15 protein-coding genes are annotated in these 17,286 nt (G+C 42.7%); all 15 read left to right on the forward strand.

What is annotated here, in order from left to right:
* The first annotated feature begins 20 nt into the window (after positions 1-20).
* Positions 21-1,649 carry a chaperonin GroEL gene (gene groL, locus IT392_02765; GenBank protein MCC6543408.1) on the forward strand — a complete coding sequence of 543 codons (1,629 nt, stop codon included), beginning with the start codon at positions 21-23 and terminating at the stop codon, positions 1,647-1,649.
* Positions 1,650-1,780: 131 nt separating this feature from the next.
* The gene (locus tag IT392_02770) at positions 1,781-4,030 is read left to right on the forward strand and encodes a tetratricopeptide repeat protein (GenBank protein ID MCC6543409.1); all 2,250 of its coding nucleotides are present in this window, start codon (positions 1,781-1,783) and stop codon (positions 4,028-4,030) included.
* A 75-nt stretch (positions 4,031-4,105) separates the two neighbouring features.
* Complete coding sequence (locus IT392_02775) at positions 4,106-6,157, forward strand: hypothetical protein (protein ID MCC6543410.1); 2,052 nt, start codon at positions 4,106-4,108, stop codon at positions 6,155-6,157.
* A gap of 105 nt (positions 6,158-6,262) precedes the next feature.
* Positions 6,263-6,787: a DUF177 domain-containing protein gene (locus IT392_02780; protein ID MCC6543411.1), complete on the forward strand. Its 525-nt coding sequence runs from the start codon at positions 6,263-6,265 to the stop codon at positions 6,785-6,787.
* 4 nt (positions 6,788-6,791) lie between these two features.
* On the forward strand, positions 6,792-6,974 hold the full coding sequence (rpmF, locus tag IT392_02785) for a 50S ribosomal protein L32 (GenBank protein ID MCC6543412.1): 183 nt from the start codon (positions 6,792-6,794) through the stop codon (positions 6,972-6,974).
* A 16-nt stretch (positions 6,975-6,990) separates the two neighbouring features.
* Positions 6,991-8,007 carry a phosphate acyltransferase PlsX gene (gene plsX, locus IT392_02790; GenBank protein MCC6543413.1) on the forward strand — a complete coding sequence of 339 codons (1,017 nt, stop codon included), beginning with the start codon at positions 6,991-6,993 and terminating at the stop codon, positions 8,005-8,007.
* 7 nt (positions 8,008-8,014) lie between these two features.
* On the forward strand, positions 8,015-8,992 hold the full coding sequence (locus IT392_02795) for a ketoacyl-ACP synthase III (GenBank protein MCC6543414.1): 978 nt from the start codon (positions 8,015-8,017) through the stop codon (positions 8,990-8,992).
* Positions 8,986-9,924, forward strand: a complete 939-nt coding sequence (fabD, locus tag IT392_02800; protein ID MCC6543415.1) for an ACP S-malonyltransferase — start codon at positions 8,986-8,988, stop codon at positions 9,922-9,924. Before IT392_02795 ends, fabD begins: the two co-directional genes overlap by 7 nt.
* Positions 9,925-9,941: 17 nt before the next feature.
* Positions 9,942-10,682, forward strand: a complete 741-nt coding sequence (fabG, locus tag IT392_02805) for a 3-oxoacyl-[acyl-carrier-protein] reductase (protein ID MCC6543416.1) — start codon at positions 9,942-9,944, stop codon at positions 10,680-10,682.
* Between the two features lie 55 nt (positions 10,683-10,737).
* A complete protein-coding gene (gene acpP / locus IT392_02810) occupies positions 10,738-10,968 on the forward strand; it encodes an acyl carrier protein (protein MCC6543417.1) in 231 nt (76 codons plus the stop codon).
* A 2-nt stretch (positions 10,969-10,970) separates the two neighbouring features.
* Positions 10,971-12,212, forward strand: a complete 1,242-nt coding sequence (fabF, locus tag IT392_02815; GenBank protein ID MCC6543418.1) for a beta-ketoacyl-ACP synthase II — start codon at positions 10,971-10,973, stop codon at positions 12,210-12,212.
* Positions 12,213-12,217: 5 nt separating this feature from the next.
* Positions 12,218-12,919, forward strand: coding sequence for a ribonuclease III (rnc, locus tag IT392_02820; protein MCC6543419.1), 702 nt, complete (start codon positions 12,218-12,220; stop codon positions 12,917-12,919).
* A gap of 20 nt (positions 12,920-12,939) precedes the next feature.
* Positions 12,940-14,082 carry an alanine--glyoxylate aminotransferase family protein gene (locus tag IT392_02825; protein ID MCC6543420.1) on the forward strand — a complete coding sequence of 381 codons (1,143 nt, stop codon included), beginning with the start codon at positions 12,940-12,942 and terminating at the stop codon, positions 14,080-14,082.
* Positions 14,083-14,124: 42 nt separating this feature from the next.
* The gene (locus tag IT392_02830; protein MCC6543421.1) at positions 14,125-15,705 is read left to right on the forward strand and encodes a phosphoglycerate dehydrogenase; all 1,581 of its coding nucleotides are present in this window, start codon (positions 14,125-14,127) and stop codon (positions 15,703-15,705) included.
* Between the two features lie 268 nt (positions 15,706-15,973).
* Positions 15,974-17,272 carry an ATP phosphoribosyltransferase regulatory subunit gene (hisZ, locus tag IT392_02835; GenBank protein MCC6543422.1) on the forward strand — a complete coding sequence of 433 codons (1,299 nt, stop codon included), beginning with the start codon at positions 15,974-15,976 and terminating at the stop codon, positions 17,270-17,272.
* Positions 17,273-17,286 lie beyond the last annotated feature (14 nt).

Here is a 17,286-nt window from a genome sequence, read left to right on the forward strand (position 1 = left end):
ATAAAAAGGAGGGATGTTGAATGCCTAAACAGATAATGTATGGTGATGACGCAAGGGCAGCCATTCTAAAAGGTGTTAATCAGCTGGCTGATGCAGTGAAAGTAACCCTTGGTCCAAAAGGACGTAATGCGTTATTAGATAAGAAATTTGGTGCGCCGTCAATTACAAAAGATGGAGTTACTGTTGCTAAAGAGATAGAGCTCAAGGATCCCTGGGAAAATATGGGGGCGCAGCTCGTCAAGGAAGTGGCAAGTAAGACCAGCGATGTAGCTGGCGATGGCACTACTACGGCAACTGTCTTGGCACAGGCAATCTTCAGAGAAGGGGCAAAGAATGTCTCCGCCGGCGCTAATTCAATGGAGATTAAACGGGGTATAGATAAATCCGTGGAGGTAGTTGTAGAAGAGATAAAGAAGATGAGCAAACCATGTCAGGATCGTTCGGAGATTGCCCAGATAGGGACGATATCAGCAAATAACGATACTACCATTGGCGAATTGATCGCTGAGGCAATGGAGAAGGTAGGTAAGGATGGTGTTATCACAGTAGAAGAAGCCAAGACCATGGCAACTTCTCTTGATGTCGTTGAGGGAATGCAGTTTGACAGGGGATATATCTCACCATACTTTGTAACTGATCATGAGAGGATGGAGGCGGTACTTGAAGATGTATTGATTCTCATATATGAGAAAAAGATCAACTCGATGAAGGATCTTCTTCCGGTGCTTGAGCAGATTGCTAAGATGGGCAAACCATTGTTAATTATATCTGAGGATATAGAAGGTGAAGCGCTCGCAACATTAGTTGTTAATAAGTTGAGGGGAACATTGAATTGCTCTGCAGTCAAGGCCCCTGGGTTTGGTGACAGGAGAAAGGCTATGCTGGAGGATATTGCAATCCTTACAGGCGGTCAGGTAATTTCAGAGGATATTGGTCTCAAATTAGAGAATGTAAAGATCACGGATCTTGGACGTGCAAAACGCGTTACAATAGATAAAGATAATACTACTATTGTGGAGGGCGCCGGTTCTCATGACAAGATCCAGGGTCGCGTAAAACAGATTAAGGCACAGGTTGAAGAAACCTCATCTGATTATGACAGAGAAAAACTCCAGGAGCGTCTTGCGAAATTAGTGGGTGGAGTAGCCGTGATAAATGTTGGGGCATCAACAGAGACAGAGATGAAGGAGAAAAAGGCCAGAGTTGAAGATGCACTGCATGCCACAAAAGCAGCAGTGGAAGAGGGTATAGTTCCAGGTGGTGGAGTAGCGCTTCTTCGCGCCATTTCAGCACTGGATAAACTGAAACTCGAAGGTGATCAAAAGATAGGCGTCAATATTATTCGGAGGTCTCTTGAAGAACCTATCCGTCAGATTGCTAATAATGCCGGACTTGAAGGTTCTGTTGTGGTCGAGCGTGTCAAGCGCGAAAAGGGCACCTTCGGATTTGATGCATCAAAAGAAGAGTATGTAGACATGTTAAAGGCAGGAATTATAGACCCTACAAAGGTTACGAGGGTTGCTCTGCTGAATGCATCAAGCGTTGCATCTCTTATGCTGACGACTGAAGTGATGATATCAGAGATTCCTGAAGATAAGGAAAAGATGCCGGCCATGCCTCCAGGTGGTGGAATGGGTGGTATGTATTAATTTGTATTTTTAGTATTGTTTTAAGAGCCTCCCGGCTAAGTGCTGAGGAGGCTTTTTTTTTAACTTGATCATTTAAACTAAAGAAAATGTGATTGTCTTACGATTTATATTCATGAAAGGAAGGCATTCACTTGTCAATTGATAAGAGTAAAATTTTAGAAACTGCACAGCAATATACAGGCAGAGGCCAGATTCAGAAGGCTATAGATGAATGGAAAAAACTCTTAACTGATAATCCTAATGATGCTAATATCTATAATTCAATTGGAGACATGTATCTTAAATATCAGACAAATGAGCAGGGAAAAGACGATGCGATAGCTAACTATGTCAAGGCCGCTGAGATATTTGAGTCATCAGGTTTTGCCCTCAAAGCTATTGCTGTACTAAAAAAGATTCTTAAAATAGTCCCTTCCAGCAAAGATATCTATATCAGACTTGGTAACCTTAACTGCGAAAGAGGTCTTATCGGCAATGCCCGCGAAGACTATTTGGCGGCTGCTAAGCTATACTCGCAGGATGGCCAGGTCAGAGAGGCACTGGATGTCTACAGAAAGATCGCAGACCTTGATCCGGCAAACCTGAATGTCCGTCTTAAGATTGCGGATATCTATCTGAAAGAAGATTTGATTAGTGAAGCTATTGAAGAATATAACAAAGTAGCCTCTGTCCATGTTGAGTCAGGACGCTGGGATGAGGCAGAGAGTATATATAGACTAATACTGCGGGTAGCCCCGGATAATGTTGATACCTTAATTAAAATAGGAAGGATTCGTCTTCAGGATGGGTATTTTGAGGAGGCCATGGCGTTCGTTAAAAAGGCACTTGAGCGTTCACCTGACTCGGAAGAGGCATTTTCAATACTTATTGATATATATGACAAGACTAAAATGTATGATGAGGCTGAAGAAATCATAAAAAACCGCATTTATGATAATCCTGATCAGATAGTATACAGGGACCTGCTTGGATCTATCTTGTTAAATAAAGGTGATTTAAAGCGTGCGACTGATGAATATCTCAGTCTCAGCAGGGATTGCCTGGAGAGAAATCTCATTGAAAAGGCATTCGAATATGCTGAAAAGACAATAGATATTACCCCGGATTTAATATGTGCACATGAGAATCTCTTTGACGTGGCTGTTGCATTGGATAAAAAACATAAGGTGGAGGACAGGGGTTTATTTCTCGCTAAATATTATTACGAAAGTGGAGAAATTTTAAAATCAGCTGATTATTATAAGAAGATACTGGAAATAAATCCATCTTCACTTGAGGCTAAAGAAGGGTATGCTAAAACACAGCCGGAATCAGAGCCGGAAATTCAGAATTCTGAAGTGTTCTCAGTTACCACTGACACATCGGAGCAACTTGCGTCAGCTGATGCATTTATGAAATATGGCCTTATTGAAAAGGCTGTGGATGGATATCAGTCCGCACTGAGTGTTGACCCGAATAGCAAGATTGCGCATTCTAGATTAAAAGATGCATATAAGGCTGCAGGCGACGTGTCCAGGGCGATCGAAGAATGTTTAATCCTTCTAAAAATATATGAAGAGGAGGATGAAGGTGACAGCATTGTAGAGTTGATCCAGGAAGCTATAGCGATTAACCCTAATGACCATAGAATACAGGAGTATAGAGATAAGCTGATTCCTCATGTACATGCTGAGATTAATGAGCTTCTGGAAGAGGCAGGATTTTATGCGCAGCAGGGAATGTTTGATGAAGCTGCTGCTGTATATAAAAAGATATTATTAGTATGTCCTGATAATCAGGAGGCCTCGGCGAGACTGATTGATTTGCGAGGTGTTCAATCTGACACTGCTGTTCCGGCGGTAGAGATCTTACCGGATGACAATGGGCCTTCATCGTCATTCTTTGATCTTGGGGAAGTCTTGAAGGATGCAGAAATAGAAGAGCCGGTCCGGCCTTTTGCTCAGGAGGAGGAACCCATTATAAAGAGCTTTGATGATCTCTTTCATGAATTCCAGGATGGCATCAGATCACAGCTTGGGTCCGAGGATTATGAAACTCACTATAATCTTGGAATTGCCTATAAGGAGATGGGGCTTTGTCAGGAGGCTATTGAGGAATTCAAATTATGTTTGCCAGGCGAAGATAGATTTACTGATGCTTCCTTTATGATTGCACTATGCCACAAAGATGTTTGTGAATATTCAGAGGCAGCAGATATTCTGATGGAGACATTGACAAACCCCAGCTATGATGTCCGGAGTCAGCTTGTATTAAAATATGAGCTTGGTGAAATATTGGAAATGCTGGGCAAAAAAGATGACGCCTTTACCGTGTTCCAGGAGATATACGAAATTGATCCAACCTACAGGAATGTTTCTGAGAAGGTCCTGAGTCCTCAATAAAGTCTTTAACCCGCTAAACTTACTTTAGATAAAACTTTTGTTATTTGTTATTTATGCTAAAATAGTGAACCTATTATGCCGTCACTAATAGCCTTAATAGTTTTCATAATTTCAATAGTTACCCCTGTTGTTTCCTCAGGAGAGATTAATCTCAATTCAGGTCATCTTAGTGCAGCGGAAAGTATTGAATTGAATCATCTGGCTTCAATCTTTGATAACCCTGCCGGTGATCAGACCTTACATCGGTTTCTTTCAGACAATGATATGAAGCAGGATGCAACGATGACGGTAATGGGGATAAGAAAAAGATGGGGTGAATTAAGTCCCGAATTTAAAGAAATTGCTTCAAAATATTTTCTGTCAAAACCGGCGCAGCTGAACAGTCAATTCCTTCCTAAAACACCGCCTGGAAGTATAAAATCTGTCCGTGGTACACATTTACTCCCAAACTGGGTTGAAACTGAACACTTCAATATTGAATGGGGAAATAATCTTTTTAATGGTGACAGGGGGGCAGACTCTGACAAAATTATTTCATGTTCAGCAGGGTTTAACAGTGGATCTGTATGTTCTGGGGTCCCAGATTTAGTTGACAAATGGGCTAATTATCTTGAAGAGGTATGGTCATATGAGACAAAGTATCTCGGATACGTTGAGCCGACTGGCACTGAAATGTATCTGTTTGATGTCTATATTGCAAACACCAGAGACAAAATGACAGGTAATGATGATGATCTGACACCTTCATTAGGTTTCAACTATCTGGGCTTAACCGTAACATATTGTGATAAAAACTATTTTCAAATATGCAAAGATGATAATCAGCATGTCCCCTATTCCTATATTGTAGTTAATAATTCATACTCAGATGACCAGACGATTAAGATCACTGCTGCTCATGAATTTTTCCATGCGATACAGTTCAGTTATCCTTCAATTGATAAATGGTGGTCTTCTCCTTCTGATCACTGGTGGATTGAGGCAAGCGCAACCTGGATGGAAGAAGCAGTGTACGATGAAGTTAACAATTATTATGCGAGGATCAGATCGTGGCTCAGGAGTCCGGAGCTGTCATTAAAGAATGACGGAGGCTCAAATTCAGACCATAAATATGGTGACGTAATATTTATACTTTATCTGACAGATGTTTATCTGAAAAACAGAGATTTTGTCAGGAGTGTATGGGAGAGGGATGAGGGCGGAATTGACGCAATAAAAAATGTTCTTGCCACCGAAATGTATGGTCAGGTTGACTTTGAATCAGCATTCAGGGCATTTGTTGCATTAAACGCGGTAGCTGATATTGGTGAGACCTACGGAGGGTATGAAGAGGGAAAACAGTATGGGAGGGCAGCAGTGACCAAAGAGCACAAAGAATATCCAGTGGCATCATCTGTGTCTTCCTCCTCAGCTCCCCATGAGCTTGGAGCAAACTATATTCATTTTCTGCCGCCAGGCAATGATAATAAAAGACTTACTATTCAGTTTGATGGTTCTGATGGCATAAACTGGGCAGCCATGCTTGTTAAGGTCAGGAGTGACGGAGAGGGATTTGAGAGGGATGATCTGGCAATAGATCAGACGCACAAGTCAGGATGTCTCTCAATGGATGGTTTTGGTTCTGATTACAGTGAGGTTTTCCTGGTTTCTTCAGTCCTGATTGACCCCGGTCTTACAGAGACTGCTCCTTACAGTTACAAGGCTGCACTGGGCAATAGTTGTCCTGACGCAGAGATTCAGGCATTTTACCTTCCACAGGACCCTAAAATAAATCCAGCGATTAATGACAGTTCTGACAAACGGTGTTTTATTGCAACCGCTGCATTCGGTTCTTCAGGCTCTCCTTATGTACGAATCCTGCGGGACTTCAGGGACCACTACCTTATGACTTTTAATCACGGACGTGCCTTTGTTGCAGCATACTATTCAGTCAGTCCTCACATTGCTGAGTTATTAGAAAAACATCCTCCTGCACCGTTGATTGTCAGGTATGCCCTGTTTCCTGTTATAGGTATTGCATACCTTTTTCTGAATCCTGCACTGTCAGCAGGTATCTTCTTTGTAGTTTTTTTGTTGTCCGTCCTAACGCTGATTATTTATTCACGCAAAGCTTTAAAAAAGGTTTAATCAAACATACATTCATATAATTGACAAGACTTCGTCATTTCTGTATAATTTCAAATTCGGTCAGAAGGTTTTTAAACTCTTCCGGAGAAGGCAGTATATACCTCTATGAAGATAATAGTGAGTAAAATCCCGGATGAAGGTGTTGAAATTCACAGCATTGAAACTGCCGGTAGTTTGGGTTTATCGCCGCCGGATTTGATGCTGAATGAAAATGTCCATATAGATGCTGTGGTTACCCGGCAGGGGAGGGTCTTCTTCGTAGATGGAACACTAAGGACTTCTCTGCAGCTTACATGCAGCAGGTGTGCCGGTGAATTCTCTTATCCGGTAAATACCAGTTTTTACTGTCAGGAGCAGCCATTCAGTAATTCTGACCTTGATAAGGAAGCAGCTCTCCTAAAAGGAGATATGGATATAGACCACTATTCCGGGGATGAAGTTGAGTTGAATAACATCTTCAGGGAGCAGGTTATACTATCAACTCCGATGCATCCATTATGCAAAGGAGATTGCCGTGGTCTTTGCCCAAAATGCGGGCAAAACCTGAATATAGCAAGTTGCGAGTGCAGGGACGATGAAGTGAAGAGTCCCTTTAGTGTCATAAAGAAACTATTTGAACAAGGAGATTGATACAATGCCTAATCCAAAACACAAAATATCCAAATCGAGGGGAGGCAAGAGGAGATCGCACAAAAAACTTGCAATGCCGGGATATGTTCAGTGTCCGGAGTGCCGGGAAACAAAATTAGCTCACCATGTATGCCCTTCCTGCGGAACATATAAAGGCCGGGAAGTAGTTGCCGTTGTCGAGAAATAACCGGTAGAAAATCAGTATGAGGATTGCATTAGACGCTATGGGTGGAGACAGCTCTCCGGCTGCAGAAGTTGAGGGTGCAGTCTTGGCAGCAAGAGAGTACAATACAGAGATAGTACTCGTTGGCGACGAAAAACTACTCAGGTGTGAACTTGAAAAGCATCGTACTACAGGTCTGCCGATAACTATCTCGCATGCTTCACAACGGGTTGAAATGCATGAGAGTCCGGTCTCTGTCCTTCGAAAGAAAAAAGATTCATCCATTATTATTGCTACAAAGCTGGTTCGTGACGAAAAGGCTTCAGCAGTCGTCAGCGCCGGCCATAGCGGCGCCACTATGGCTGCATCCCTGCTGATATTGGGGCCTGTAAAGGGAGTTGAGAGACCTGCAATTGCCACTATCCTGCCTACACTCGAAGGTGTTGCTATAATGCTTGATGTTGGAGCTAACGTCGATTGTAAACCCAAACATCTTTTTCAGTTTGCTATTATGGGGCATGCATATGCAGTAAAGATGCTTAAAAAGGAAAACCCGAGGATAGGATTATTAAGCATTGGAGAAGAAGATACCAAGGGAAACATGCTTACCAAGGAGACATTCGTGTATCTTAAAAATAGTCCACTTAATTTTATAGGTAATGTTGAAGGAAAGGATGTTTACAGAGGAAGAGCAGATGTTATAGTATGTGATGGATTTATTGGTAACGTAGCGCTCAAAATCAGTGAAGCAGTAGCTGACACAATGGGAAAAATGTTGTCGCGTGAAATAAAAAAATCACCTGCAGGAAAGATCGGGTATCTCATGCTAAAGAAGGCATTCGCGTCTTTTAAGAAGAAGGTTGATTATGCAGAGTATGGGGGCGCTCCATTGCTTGGTGTTAACGGGGTCTGCATAATATGTCATGGCAGGTCCTCTCCAAAGGCAATTAAGAATGCAATAGGAATGTCAGTTGGGTTATCAGATGTTCATACTATCGAGTATCTTCAGAAAGATGTATCAGAGTTAATGACATATTTTAAGGAGGATGTGAATTAGCATGGTCATCCGTTCCAGGATCGCAGGAACAGGTTCCTACCTGCCAGACAAGGTTCTTTCGAATAAAGATCTTGAAGAGATGGTAGATACATCCGATGACTGGATTGTTGAAAGGACAGGTATAAGCGAAAGGAGGATCGCTTCAAAGGATGAAGCGGCTTCTGACCTGGCTTTTTTTGCGGCTGAAAAAGCGATAACAGACGGAGGAATTAAACCTTCAGATATTGAATTTATTATAGTGGCTACTGTCACGCCTGATATGTTGTTCCCATCCACAGCATGTCTTGTTCAGAACAGGCTTGGAGCTAAAGGTGCTTTTGCATTTGATCTGTCCGCAGCATGCTCCGGTTTTATTTATGCATTATCTGTAGCAGACCAGTACATAAGGTCTGGAATGTATCATACCGGGCTTGTTGTAGGTTCTGATGTCTTTTCCAAGGTGATAGACTGGACTGACAGAAATACCTGTATTCTATTCGGAGATGGTGCAGGTGCAGTTGTATTGAAATCCGATTCAGGCGGAAGTGGAATTATATCATCTAATCTCTACTCTGACGGGGAATTGTGGGATATGCTTTATGTGCCAGGAGGCGGTTCGCGCATCCCTCCAGGAGAGGATATGATAAATAACAGGCTTCAATACGTTAAAATGCGTGGTAATGAGACGTTCAAAGTTGCGGTAAACACTATGAGCAGCTCAATAAATGAGGTATTAAAGAATAATGGTCTTACGGCAGACGACATAAAACTATTCATCCCGCATCAGGCTAATCTGAGGATAATCCAGGCAATTGGGAAAAAGCTTAATGTTCCTATGGAACGTTTTATGATAAATCTTGACCGTTATGGCAATACTTCGGCAGCATCAATCCCTATTGCGCTTGATGAAGCTGTAAAAGAAGGCAGGGTCAAGCATGGTGATAATATCTTACTTGAAGCATTTGGCGGCGGTCTGACGTGGGGGGCGGTGCTGATAAAATGGTAAGGAAAATTGCATTCCTGTTTCCAGGGCAGGGCTCACAATACTCTGGCATGGGGAAGTCTCTGTATGACAACTATTCTTCTGCAAGGGATGTTTTCAACGCTGCAGAGGGGATACTCGATTGGGACATAAAGGGGTTATGTTTTAATAACTTCGGTGATAAAATCAATTTGACAGAATATACTCAACCTGCTATTTTAGTCACGAGTATTGCAGCGTGGAGTGTCTTGACGAATGCACAAATAACTCCATCTGCTGTTGCAGGCCATAGCCTTGGAGAGTACTCGGCAATTGTTTCTGCAGGTGGGTTTCCTCTATCTGATGCGCTTCCTGTAGTACAAAAAAGAGGCAGGTTTATGCAGGATGCCGTACAAAAAGAAGGCGGCATGATGGCAGCATTGCTTGGGATAACAAGGTCTGATGTCATTGAAATATGTAAGTTGTCAACTACCAGCGGTGAAGATATTGTAACACCTGCTAATTTTAATACCCCGGAGCAGATAGTAATTGCAGGTACTTCAGGGGCAGTTCAAAAGGCAATGGAATTAGCAAAAGGTAAAGGGGCAAAGAAGGTAATTCCTCTGAATGTGAGTGTTCCATCGCACTCACCACTTATGAAACCGGCCTCTCAGAAATTATCAGAGGTACTTAACAATATTGCATTTTCAAGCCTTAATATGCCGTTAATTACTAATGTTGATTCTTGCCTGGTTAAAGATTCAGATGAAATTAAAGATGCACTTCTCCGTCAATTGACAAACCCTGTAAAATGGGATGATTCTATGCAGTATCTCATTAATGCTGGATTTAATACATTTATAGAGGTTGGTCCCGGTCGTGTCCTGACCGGGTTGCAGAAGAGGATTGCAAGGGAGTTGCAAACGACGGCAGAGTTGTTTAATGTAGAGGATATGGAGAGTATGGAGAAAACTTGAGCGGGATTGGGGAATCCATGACAGAGAGCAGAGTTGCATTGATCACCGGGGCAAGCCGGGGTATTGGATATGCCATAGCCGAATCACTGGCAAGGAGTGGAGTTGATATTGCAGGTATAGACATTAACATTACTGAACTGCAATCTGCCATGAAGATGATCGGAGAAAGCACAGGAAGAAGGGTTTTAGCCCTGCAGGCAGATGTGGGAGATTTTGCGAGTATGGAGGATGCGGCAGCAGAGGCTAATAAGGTGTTTGGTAAAATAAGTATTCTTGTCAACAACGCAGGAATAACCCGGGACAACCTTCTCCTTCGAATGAAGGACAATGAATGGGATGATGTAATAAGAATAAATCTGACTGGGACATTTAACAGCACCAGGTCGGTGATAAAGGGGATGGTAAAAAACAAGTATGGCAGGATTATTAGTATTGCATCAATTGTCGGTCTAATGGGTAATGTCGGACAGGCAAATTATGCTGCATCAAAAGCCGGTATTATAGGATTTACAAAATCCATTGCACGGGAATATGCAAATAGGGGTGTTACTGCAAACGCCATTGCGCCAGGCTTTATTGAAACAGATATGACAAAAAAACTTCCTGAAGATGTTGCAACTGCATTGCTGGGTCAGATACCTATGGGTAAACTTGGGATGCCTGAAGATGTCGCTAATGCTGTCAGATTTCTTGCTTCAGATGAAGCCAAGTATATTACAGGTCAGGTTTTACATGTTAACGGCGGTATGTATATGTAGGAATATCCAATATCACAAAATATATATTTTAAAAGGAGGTGATTTTATCGTGGCATTGTCAGTAGAAGAGAAAGTAAAGAAGATAGTTGGTGAACAGCTTGGGGTTGATGAGGAGGAAATAACTCCGGATGCATCATTCGTGGAAGATCTCGGGGCAGATTCACTTGATACTGTGGAACTGGTTATGGCCTTTGAAGAGGAATTCAGTATTGAAATACCTGATGAAGATGCAGAAAAGATAATAACTGTACAGAATTCAGTGGACTATATAAGAGAAAGGATGTAGCCTTGAAAAGGCGCGTAGTAGTAACAGGCGTAGGACTTGTTACACCCCTTGGAACAGGGGTGGAAAAAACATGGCAATCCCTTTGTGAAGGAAAATCAGGCATTGGCAGAATAACACGTTTCGATCCATCAGAACTGCCTTCTCAGATTGCCGCTGAGGTAAAAGATTTCGATCCTGTAGACTTTATCGAGAAAAAAGAGATAAAGAAAATGGACCGGTTTATTCAGTTCGGTATTGCCGCTGCAAAGATGGCTGTTGAAGATGCGAGACTTGAGATTACAGATGCAACGGCTGACAGGGTAGGTGTATATGTAGGGGCTGGAATTGGGGGCCTTCCTGCAATTGAATCCAATCATATAAAATTTCTTGAAGGGGGCATAAAAAAGTTGACCCCTTTTTTTATCCCGATGGTAATAATAAATCTTGTATCCGGCCATATAGCCATTATGGTTGGCGCCAAGGGGCCCAACTCAGCAGTAGTGACGGCATGTGCCACCGGAACGCATGCTATTGGAGATGCATTTAAAATAATACAACGCGGGGATGCCGATGTAATGATTGCCGGAGGCACTGAATCAACGATAAGCCCCCTTGCAGTCGGAGGATTTTGTGCCATGCGCGCACTATCGGTTAGAAATAATGAGCCTGAGAAGGCAAGTCGTCCGTTTGATGCTATGAGAGATGGTTTTGTAATAGGTGAGGGTGCAGGAGTTGTAATACTGGAAGAGTTGACCTTTGCAGAGAAACGGGGGGCCAGGATATATGCTGAAGTGTGTGGGTATGGAATGACAGGTGATGCGTACCACATAACCTCACCTGCCCCTGAAGGGGTTGGAGCAGAGCGCTGTATGAAGGTAACACTTAAAGATGCAGACTTGAGCCCTGACGACATCTCTTATATCAATGCCCACGGCACATCTACAAAGTTTAATGACGAAAATGAATCATCTGCAATTAAGGCCGTCTTTGGGAAAAAGTCTTACGATATCCCGGTCAGTTCTACAAAGTCTATGACTGGACACTTATTGGGGGCAGCAGGCGGTATAGAGGCTGTATTCTCATTATTATCCATTGAACGCGGAGTAATTCCTCCCACCATCAATTATGAGAATCCTGATCCAGAATGTGATCTGGACTATGTTCCGAACAAATCCCGCACAATCAATGTAAATGTTGTACTTTCAAACTCCTTCGGTTTTGGCGGTACCAATGCTTGTATCCTCTTCAGGAAATTCAAAGGTTAAAGTATATGAAAGATGAACAGATGAGAGATCTTGAAAAGAGACTTTCATATAACTTCATGAATATTGACCTTCTCAAGGAGGCCGTTACACATAAGTCGTATGTTAATGAAAACCCGGACCTGAACGCTAAAGACAACGAGCGCCTGGAATTCCTTGGTGATGCAGTCCTGGACCTTTCAATAAGTTCATACCTTGTTGAGAATTTTCCACAATATCAGGAAGGGGAGCTGTCTAAATTTAAATCTATGATGGTTAGCGAACCATCATTATCAAAGATAGCATCTGAGCTTGATATCGGTGAATACCTGCTGCTTGGGAGGGGTGAAGAGCATACAGGCGGTAGAAAAAAAGAGTCTTTGCTCGCAAATGCACTGGAGGCTATTATTGCAGCCATATATTTTGACGGTGGATTACCTGCTGCTGATCGTTTTGTAAGGATGGTCTTTGTTGCTCAGATTCAAACAGCTACTCGCGAGGGCATCAGCCTTGATTATAAAACGGATCTTCAGGAATACTGTCAGGGGCATGATCTGGAGTTGCCCTCTTACAGGGTCTCAAAGGAGATGGGGCCTGATCACAAAAAGACCTTTGAGGTTGAACTTTTAATTAATGGTGAGGTATTGGGTTTGGGGATTGGGAAGAATAAGAAAGAGGCTGAACAGAGGGCGGCAAAAGAGACATTAAAATACTTGACAAGCAAATCCTAACCATGATAGATTACCGACCCATGAATAAAAAATATTTATTAGCGCCAGGCCCGACACAAGTGCCGCCTGAAGTCCTCCTAAGAATGGCACATCCTATGATTCATCACCGTTCTCCTGATTTTACACCTGTAATGGAGGAGGTCAGCTCTGGTCTTAGGTGGTTATTTCAGACCAGTAGTGATGTCCTGATACTTGCATCAAGCGGTACAGGTGCAATGGAAGGATCTGTCTCAAACTTTCTAACACCGGGAGATAAGGTCATCACAGTTAATGGAGGTAAGTTTGGTGAGAGATGGGGAAAGATATGCAAGGCATTTGGAATTATAGCTGATGAGATCAAAGTTGAATGGGGTGATGCGGTTGATCCAACGGTTATCTCTGATCTTCTTAAGAAAGATACATCAATAAAAGCAGTGTATGTTCAGGCAAGTGAGACATCAACCGGTGTGGCTCATGACGTAAAGGCAATTGGTGAGATAGTTAAGAATTATCCTGAGACGATCTTCGTAGTAGATGCAATCACTGCCCTTGGTGTCTTTGACTTAAGACCGGATGAATGGGGAATAGATATCCTTATAACCGGATCTCAAAAGGCATTGATGCTGCCGCCGGGTCTTGCCTTTGCAAGTGTTAGTGAAAAGGCCTGGAAGAAGAATGAGACTGCTAAGTGTCCCAGGTTCTACTTTGACTTTAAAAAGGAACGGGATAATATAAAGAAGAATACTACTGCTTATACCCCTGCTGTTTCACTGATTATCGGGCTTCAGCAGGTGCTTAAATCATTGAGAGAAGAGGGTTTGGAAAACATATTTGCAAGGCACAAGCTTCTTGCTACAGCAACAAGAGAGGGAATGAAGGGTTTTGGTCTTGAATTATTGCCAAAGTCATCACCGAGTGATGCTGTTACTGCAGTTAAGTCACCTGAAGGTTTCGACGGCCAGCAGATATACAAGAGGTTGAGGGAGAGGCACGGCATTACTGCAGCTGGAGGTCAGGATCATCTGAAAGGGAAGATATTCAGGATATCTCATATGGGTTACTGTGACAAGTTTGATGTTATAACGGCAATAGCTGCTACCGAGATGGTATTGAAAGAAATGGGTTATCCAGGTGAACTTGGAAGCGGTTTGAGAAGGGCAGAGGAGGTCTTTCTTAAGATCTGAGGCCTCAAAGAAGGGGATTAGGATCGTGTAAGATATTACGCAATGCGGGTACTGGTCAGCGACAGCATATCTGATAAGGGTGTAGAAATACTGAGAAACGCCGGTCTAACGGTGGATGTAAAAACCAAGTTAAGCCCGTCTGAATTAATCAATATTATAGGTGAATATGAAGGTCTTGTTGTACGCAGTGCAACTAAAGTTACTTCAGACGTAGTTAACGCAGCAAAAAAACTCAAGGTTGTCGGCAGGGCCGGTGCCGGTCTGGACAACATTGACGTTCCAGCGTCCACAAAAAAAGGTGTTGTCGTCATGAATACCCCTGGCGGCAATACAGTTACCACAGCGGAACATGCAATTGCCATGCTGCTCTCTCTTGTACGCCTGATACCACAGGCGACAGCCTCTACAAAGGGCGGCAAGTGGGAGAAGAACAAATTTACAGGACAGGAGTTCTTCAATAAGACTTTAGGTATAGTGGGCATGGGCCGGGTTGGCGGTCATGTTGCCAAACTGGGGCAGGGTCTCTTAATGAATGTCCTTGCATTCGACCCCTATTTAACTCAGGAAAATGCGCAAAAAATGGGTGTCGAACTGGCATCCCTCGATGAGATCTATAGCCGTTCGGACTTTATTACCATACACACTCCGCTGACAGCCGAGACAAAGAATCTTATAAGTACAGAGGCAATAAATAAGATGAAGGACGGTGTTCTTATTGTAAATTGTGCGCGCGGGGGCATCGTTGATGAAACGGCTCTTTATGATGGATTAAAATCAAATAAAATAGGTGGCGCGGCATTTGATGTGTTTGTGCAGGAGCCGGTAGATGCACAGAACCCGCTTCTTTCCCTTGATAATTTTGTCTGTACGCCTCACCTTGGCGCCTCGACGACAGAGGCACAGGAAAATGTGGCGTTAGCCATAGCTGAGCAGATAGTTGATTACCTCACGAAGGGTGTAATAAGGAATGCTGCAAACTTCCCATCTGTTTCACCTGATGTGTTGCCGAAGCTTCAGCCATATATTGCTCTTGCTGAGAAGCTGGGTGCTTTTCAGGCAAGCATAAGTGAAGGCGCTATAGAAAAGGTAAGTATAGAGTACCGTGGAAAAGTTGCCGAATTATCAACAGCCCCTCTTACTATAGCTGCACTTAAAGGATTATTAACTCCGATTTTGGAAGATTCCGTAAACTATGTGAACGCACCAATAATTGCGCAGGAGAGGGGGATTGGAGTTGAGGAGTCGAAGAACCGGGATGCAGGGGATTATATCAGTCTCATTACCATCAAAGTGAAGACAAATACAGGCCTCAATGAGGCCAGGGGTGCGCTCTTCAGCAGGAGAGATCCTCGAATTATTGAAATAAATGGATATCCGCTGGAAGTTGTACCTGAAGGATATATGATTGTTTTATCTAACGTAGATAAGCCTGGAGTAGTCGGAAATATAGGCTCAATCCTTGGACAACAAAATATTAATATTGCACGCATGCAATTTGGAAGAGATGTCCCTGGTGGAAAGGTCTTATCCGTAATAAGTATAGACTCTCCTGTTTCACCGGAGCTCCTGGCACAGATGCAAAAGCTGCCAAATGTATTGTCAGTAAAGCAGATTAAACTGTGACGACGCTTCAAAAGTCGCATTCCCGGTGTTACGCTGAGTATTTGTTTTTTCCATTACCACTCGGTGAACGAAAAAACCTGTTTTGTTGAACAGGTTTCAGCATCTCATGTAGACCATTTAACCAGTTCAGAGTGACTTACTCAACCTATGACAGAATCATCACCTTTATCCTGCCTTTCAAGATTGCAATTAGAGTTTTAAAATGTTATGTTTAATATAATTTAATTATACAGAATTAGTTGAATATTCCTTTATAATATAGATTGTTATGAAAATAAGCATCCAGCCGTCCAGTACCTCGACCCCTTGCGGGATGTCAACCCATTTACCAGCCAGTGCACTGCTCAGGCGGCATGTACAGGACACTGTGCTTGCTACCTTTATTAAATGGGGTTACAGGGAAGTAATCCCTCCAGTCTTTGAATACCTTGATGTCCTTTCGAGGGGGCTAAACAGTACTTTATTGGAAAAGAGTTATAAATTTGTAGACCGTGACAGTGGCAGATTGATTTTGTTAAGACCTGATATTACTCCTCAGGTGGCCAGGATGGTTGCAGGCATTCTGTCAGATGAACCGAAACCATTAAGGCTTTGTTACTACGGAAATGTATTCCGGTATGAGGAATCTCATGCCGGATTGGAACGGGAGATGTTTCAGGCAGGTTGTGAACTTGCGGGAGTTGCATCTGCGGCTGCAGATGCAGAGATTATTTCTGTTGCCTCGGAGTCTATAAAGGAATTCGGGATTAAAGATTTCAAAGTTGTAATCAGTCACGCCGGCTACCTCTCAGGGATAGTGAATTATCTTAAGAAATTACTACACGGGTCAATGCCGCCGGACTTTGAGAACTCCTTGAGGGATGCAATTTCAAAAAAGGACGGTTGCCGTATTGCCTCAGTGCTTGATCATGCCGGAGCAGAAAAGTCGGTGAAGAATGAAGCCCTGGATGTGTTGAAACTTTTTGGCAGTGAAGGAGTGTTTGACAGGGCTGAGGGCGTTATTCAGAACGCTGAATCAAAAGAAGCCTTAATAAACTTGAAGGAAATTTATGAGACATTATGTTCATATGGTCTTAAAGAACATGTTTTAATAGATTTATGCGAGATCAGGGGAATTGACTATTATACAGGATTGTTTTTTGAGATATTTCATGATGGTGTTGCCTATCCTCTCGGGCGGGGAGGCAGATATGACAATTTAATCGGTAAGTTTGGCCTTGATTGTCCGTCTACAGGATTTGCTATTGATGTAGAATCAATTATTATGGCTAAAGAAAAAAGGTATGGAGTAACCTTGCCGGATGACAGCATCAATTACCTGGTCTTCTTACGTAATGGATCCAGAGACAATTCTATTGAGATATCCAGGGCATTAAGGAATGCAGGAAATAAAGTGATTTCTGACACTGGGTTGGAAACTGTCGAGATGGCAACTGAATACGCCGTGTATAATAATATTGAAAATATCATTACTGAAGGAAAAGACGATATGCATTTTACTGTCATAAATGTTAAAACAGGGAAAAAACTGCATGTCGAAAGCAGTAAATTAATCACCGGCAAGTAGAATATTTCAGGGAT

Source organism: Nitrospirota bacterium (genome assembly GCA_020846775.1).
In the GTDB taxonomy this organism is placed as follows: Bacteria; Nitrospirota; 9FT-COMBO-42-15; order HDB-SIOI813; family HDB-SIOI813; genus RBG-16-43-11.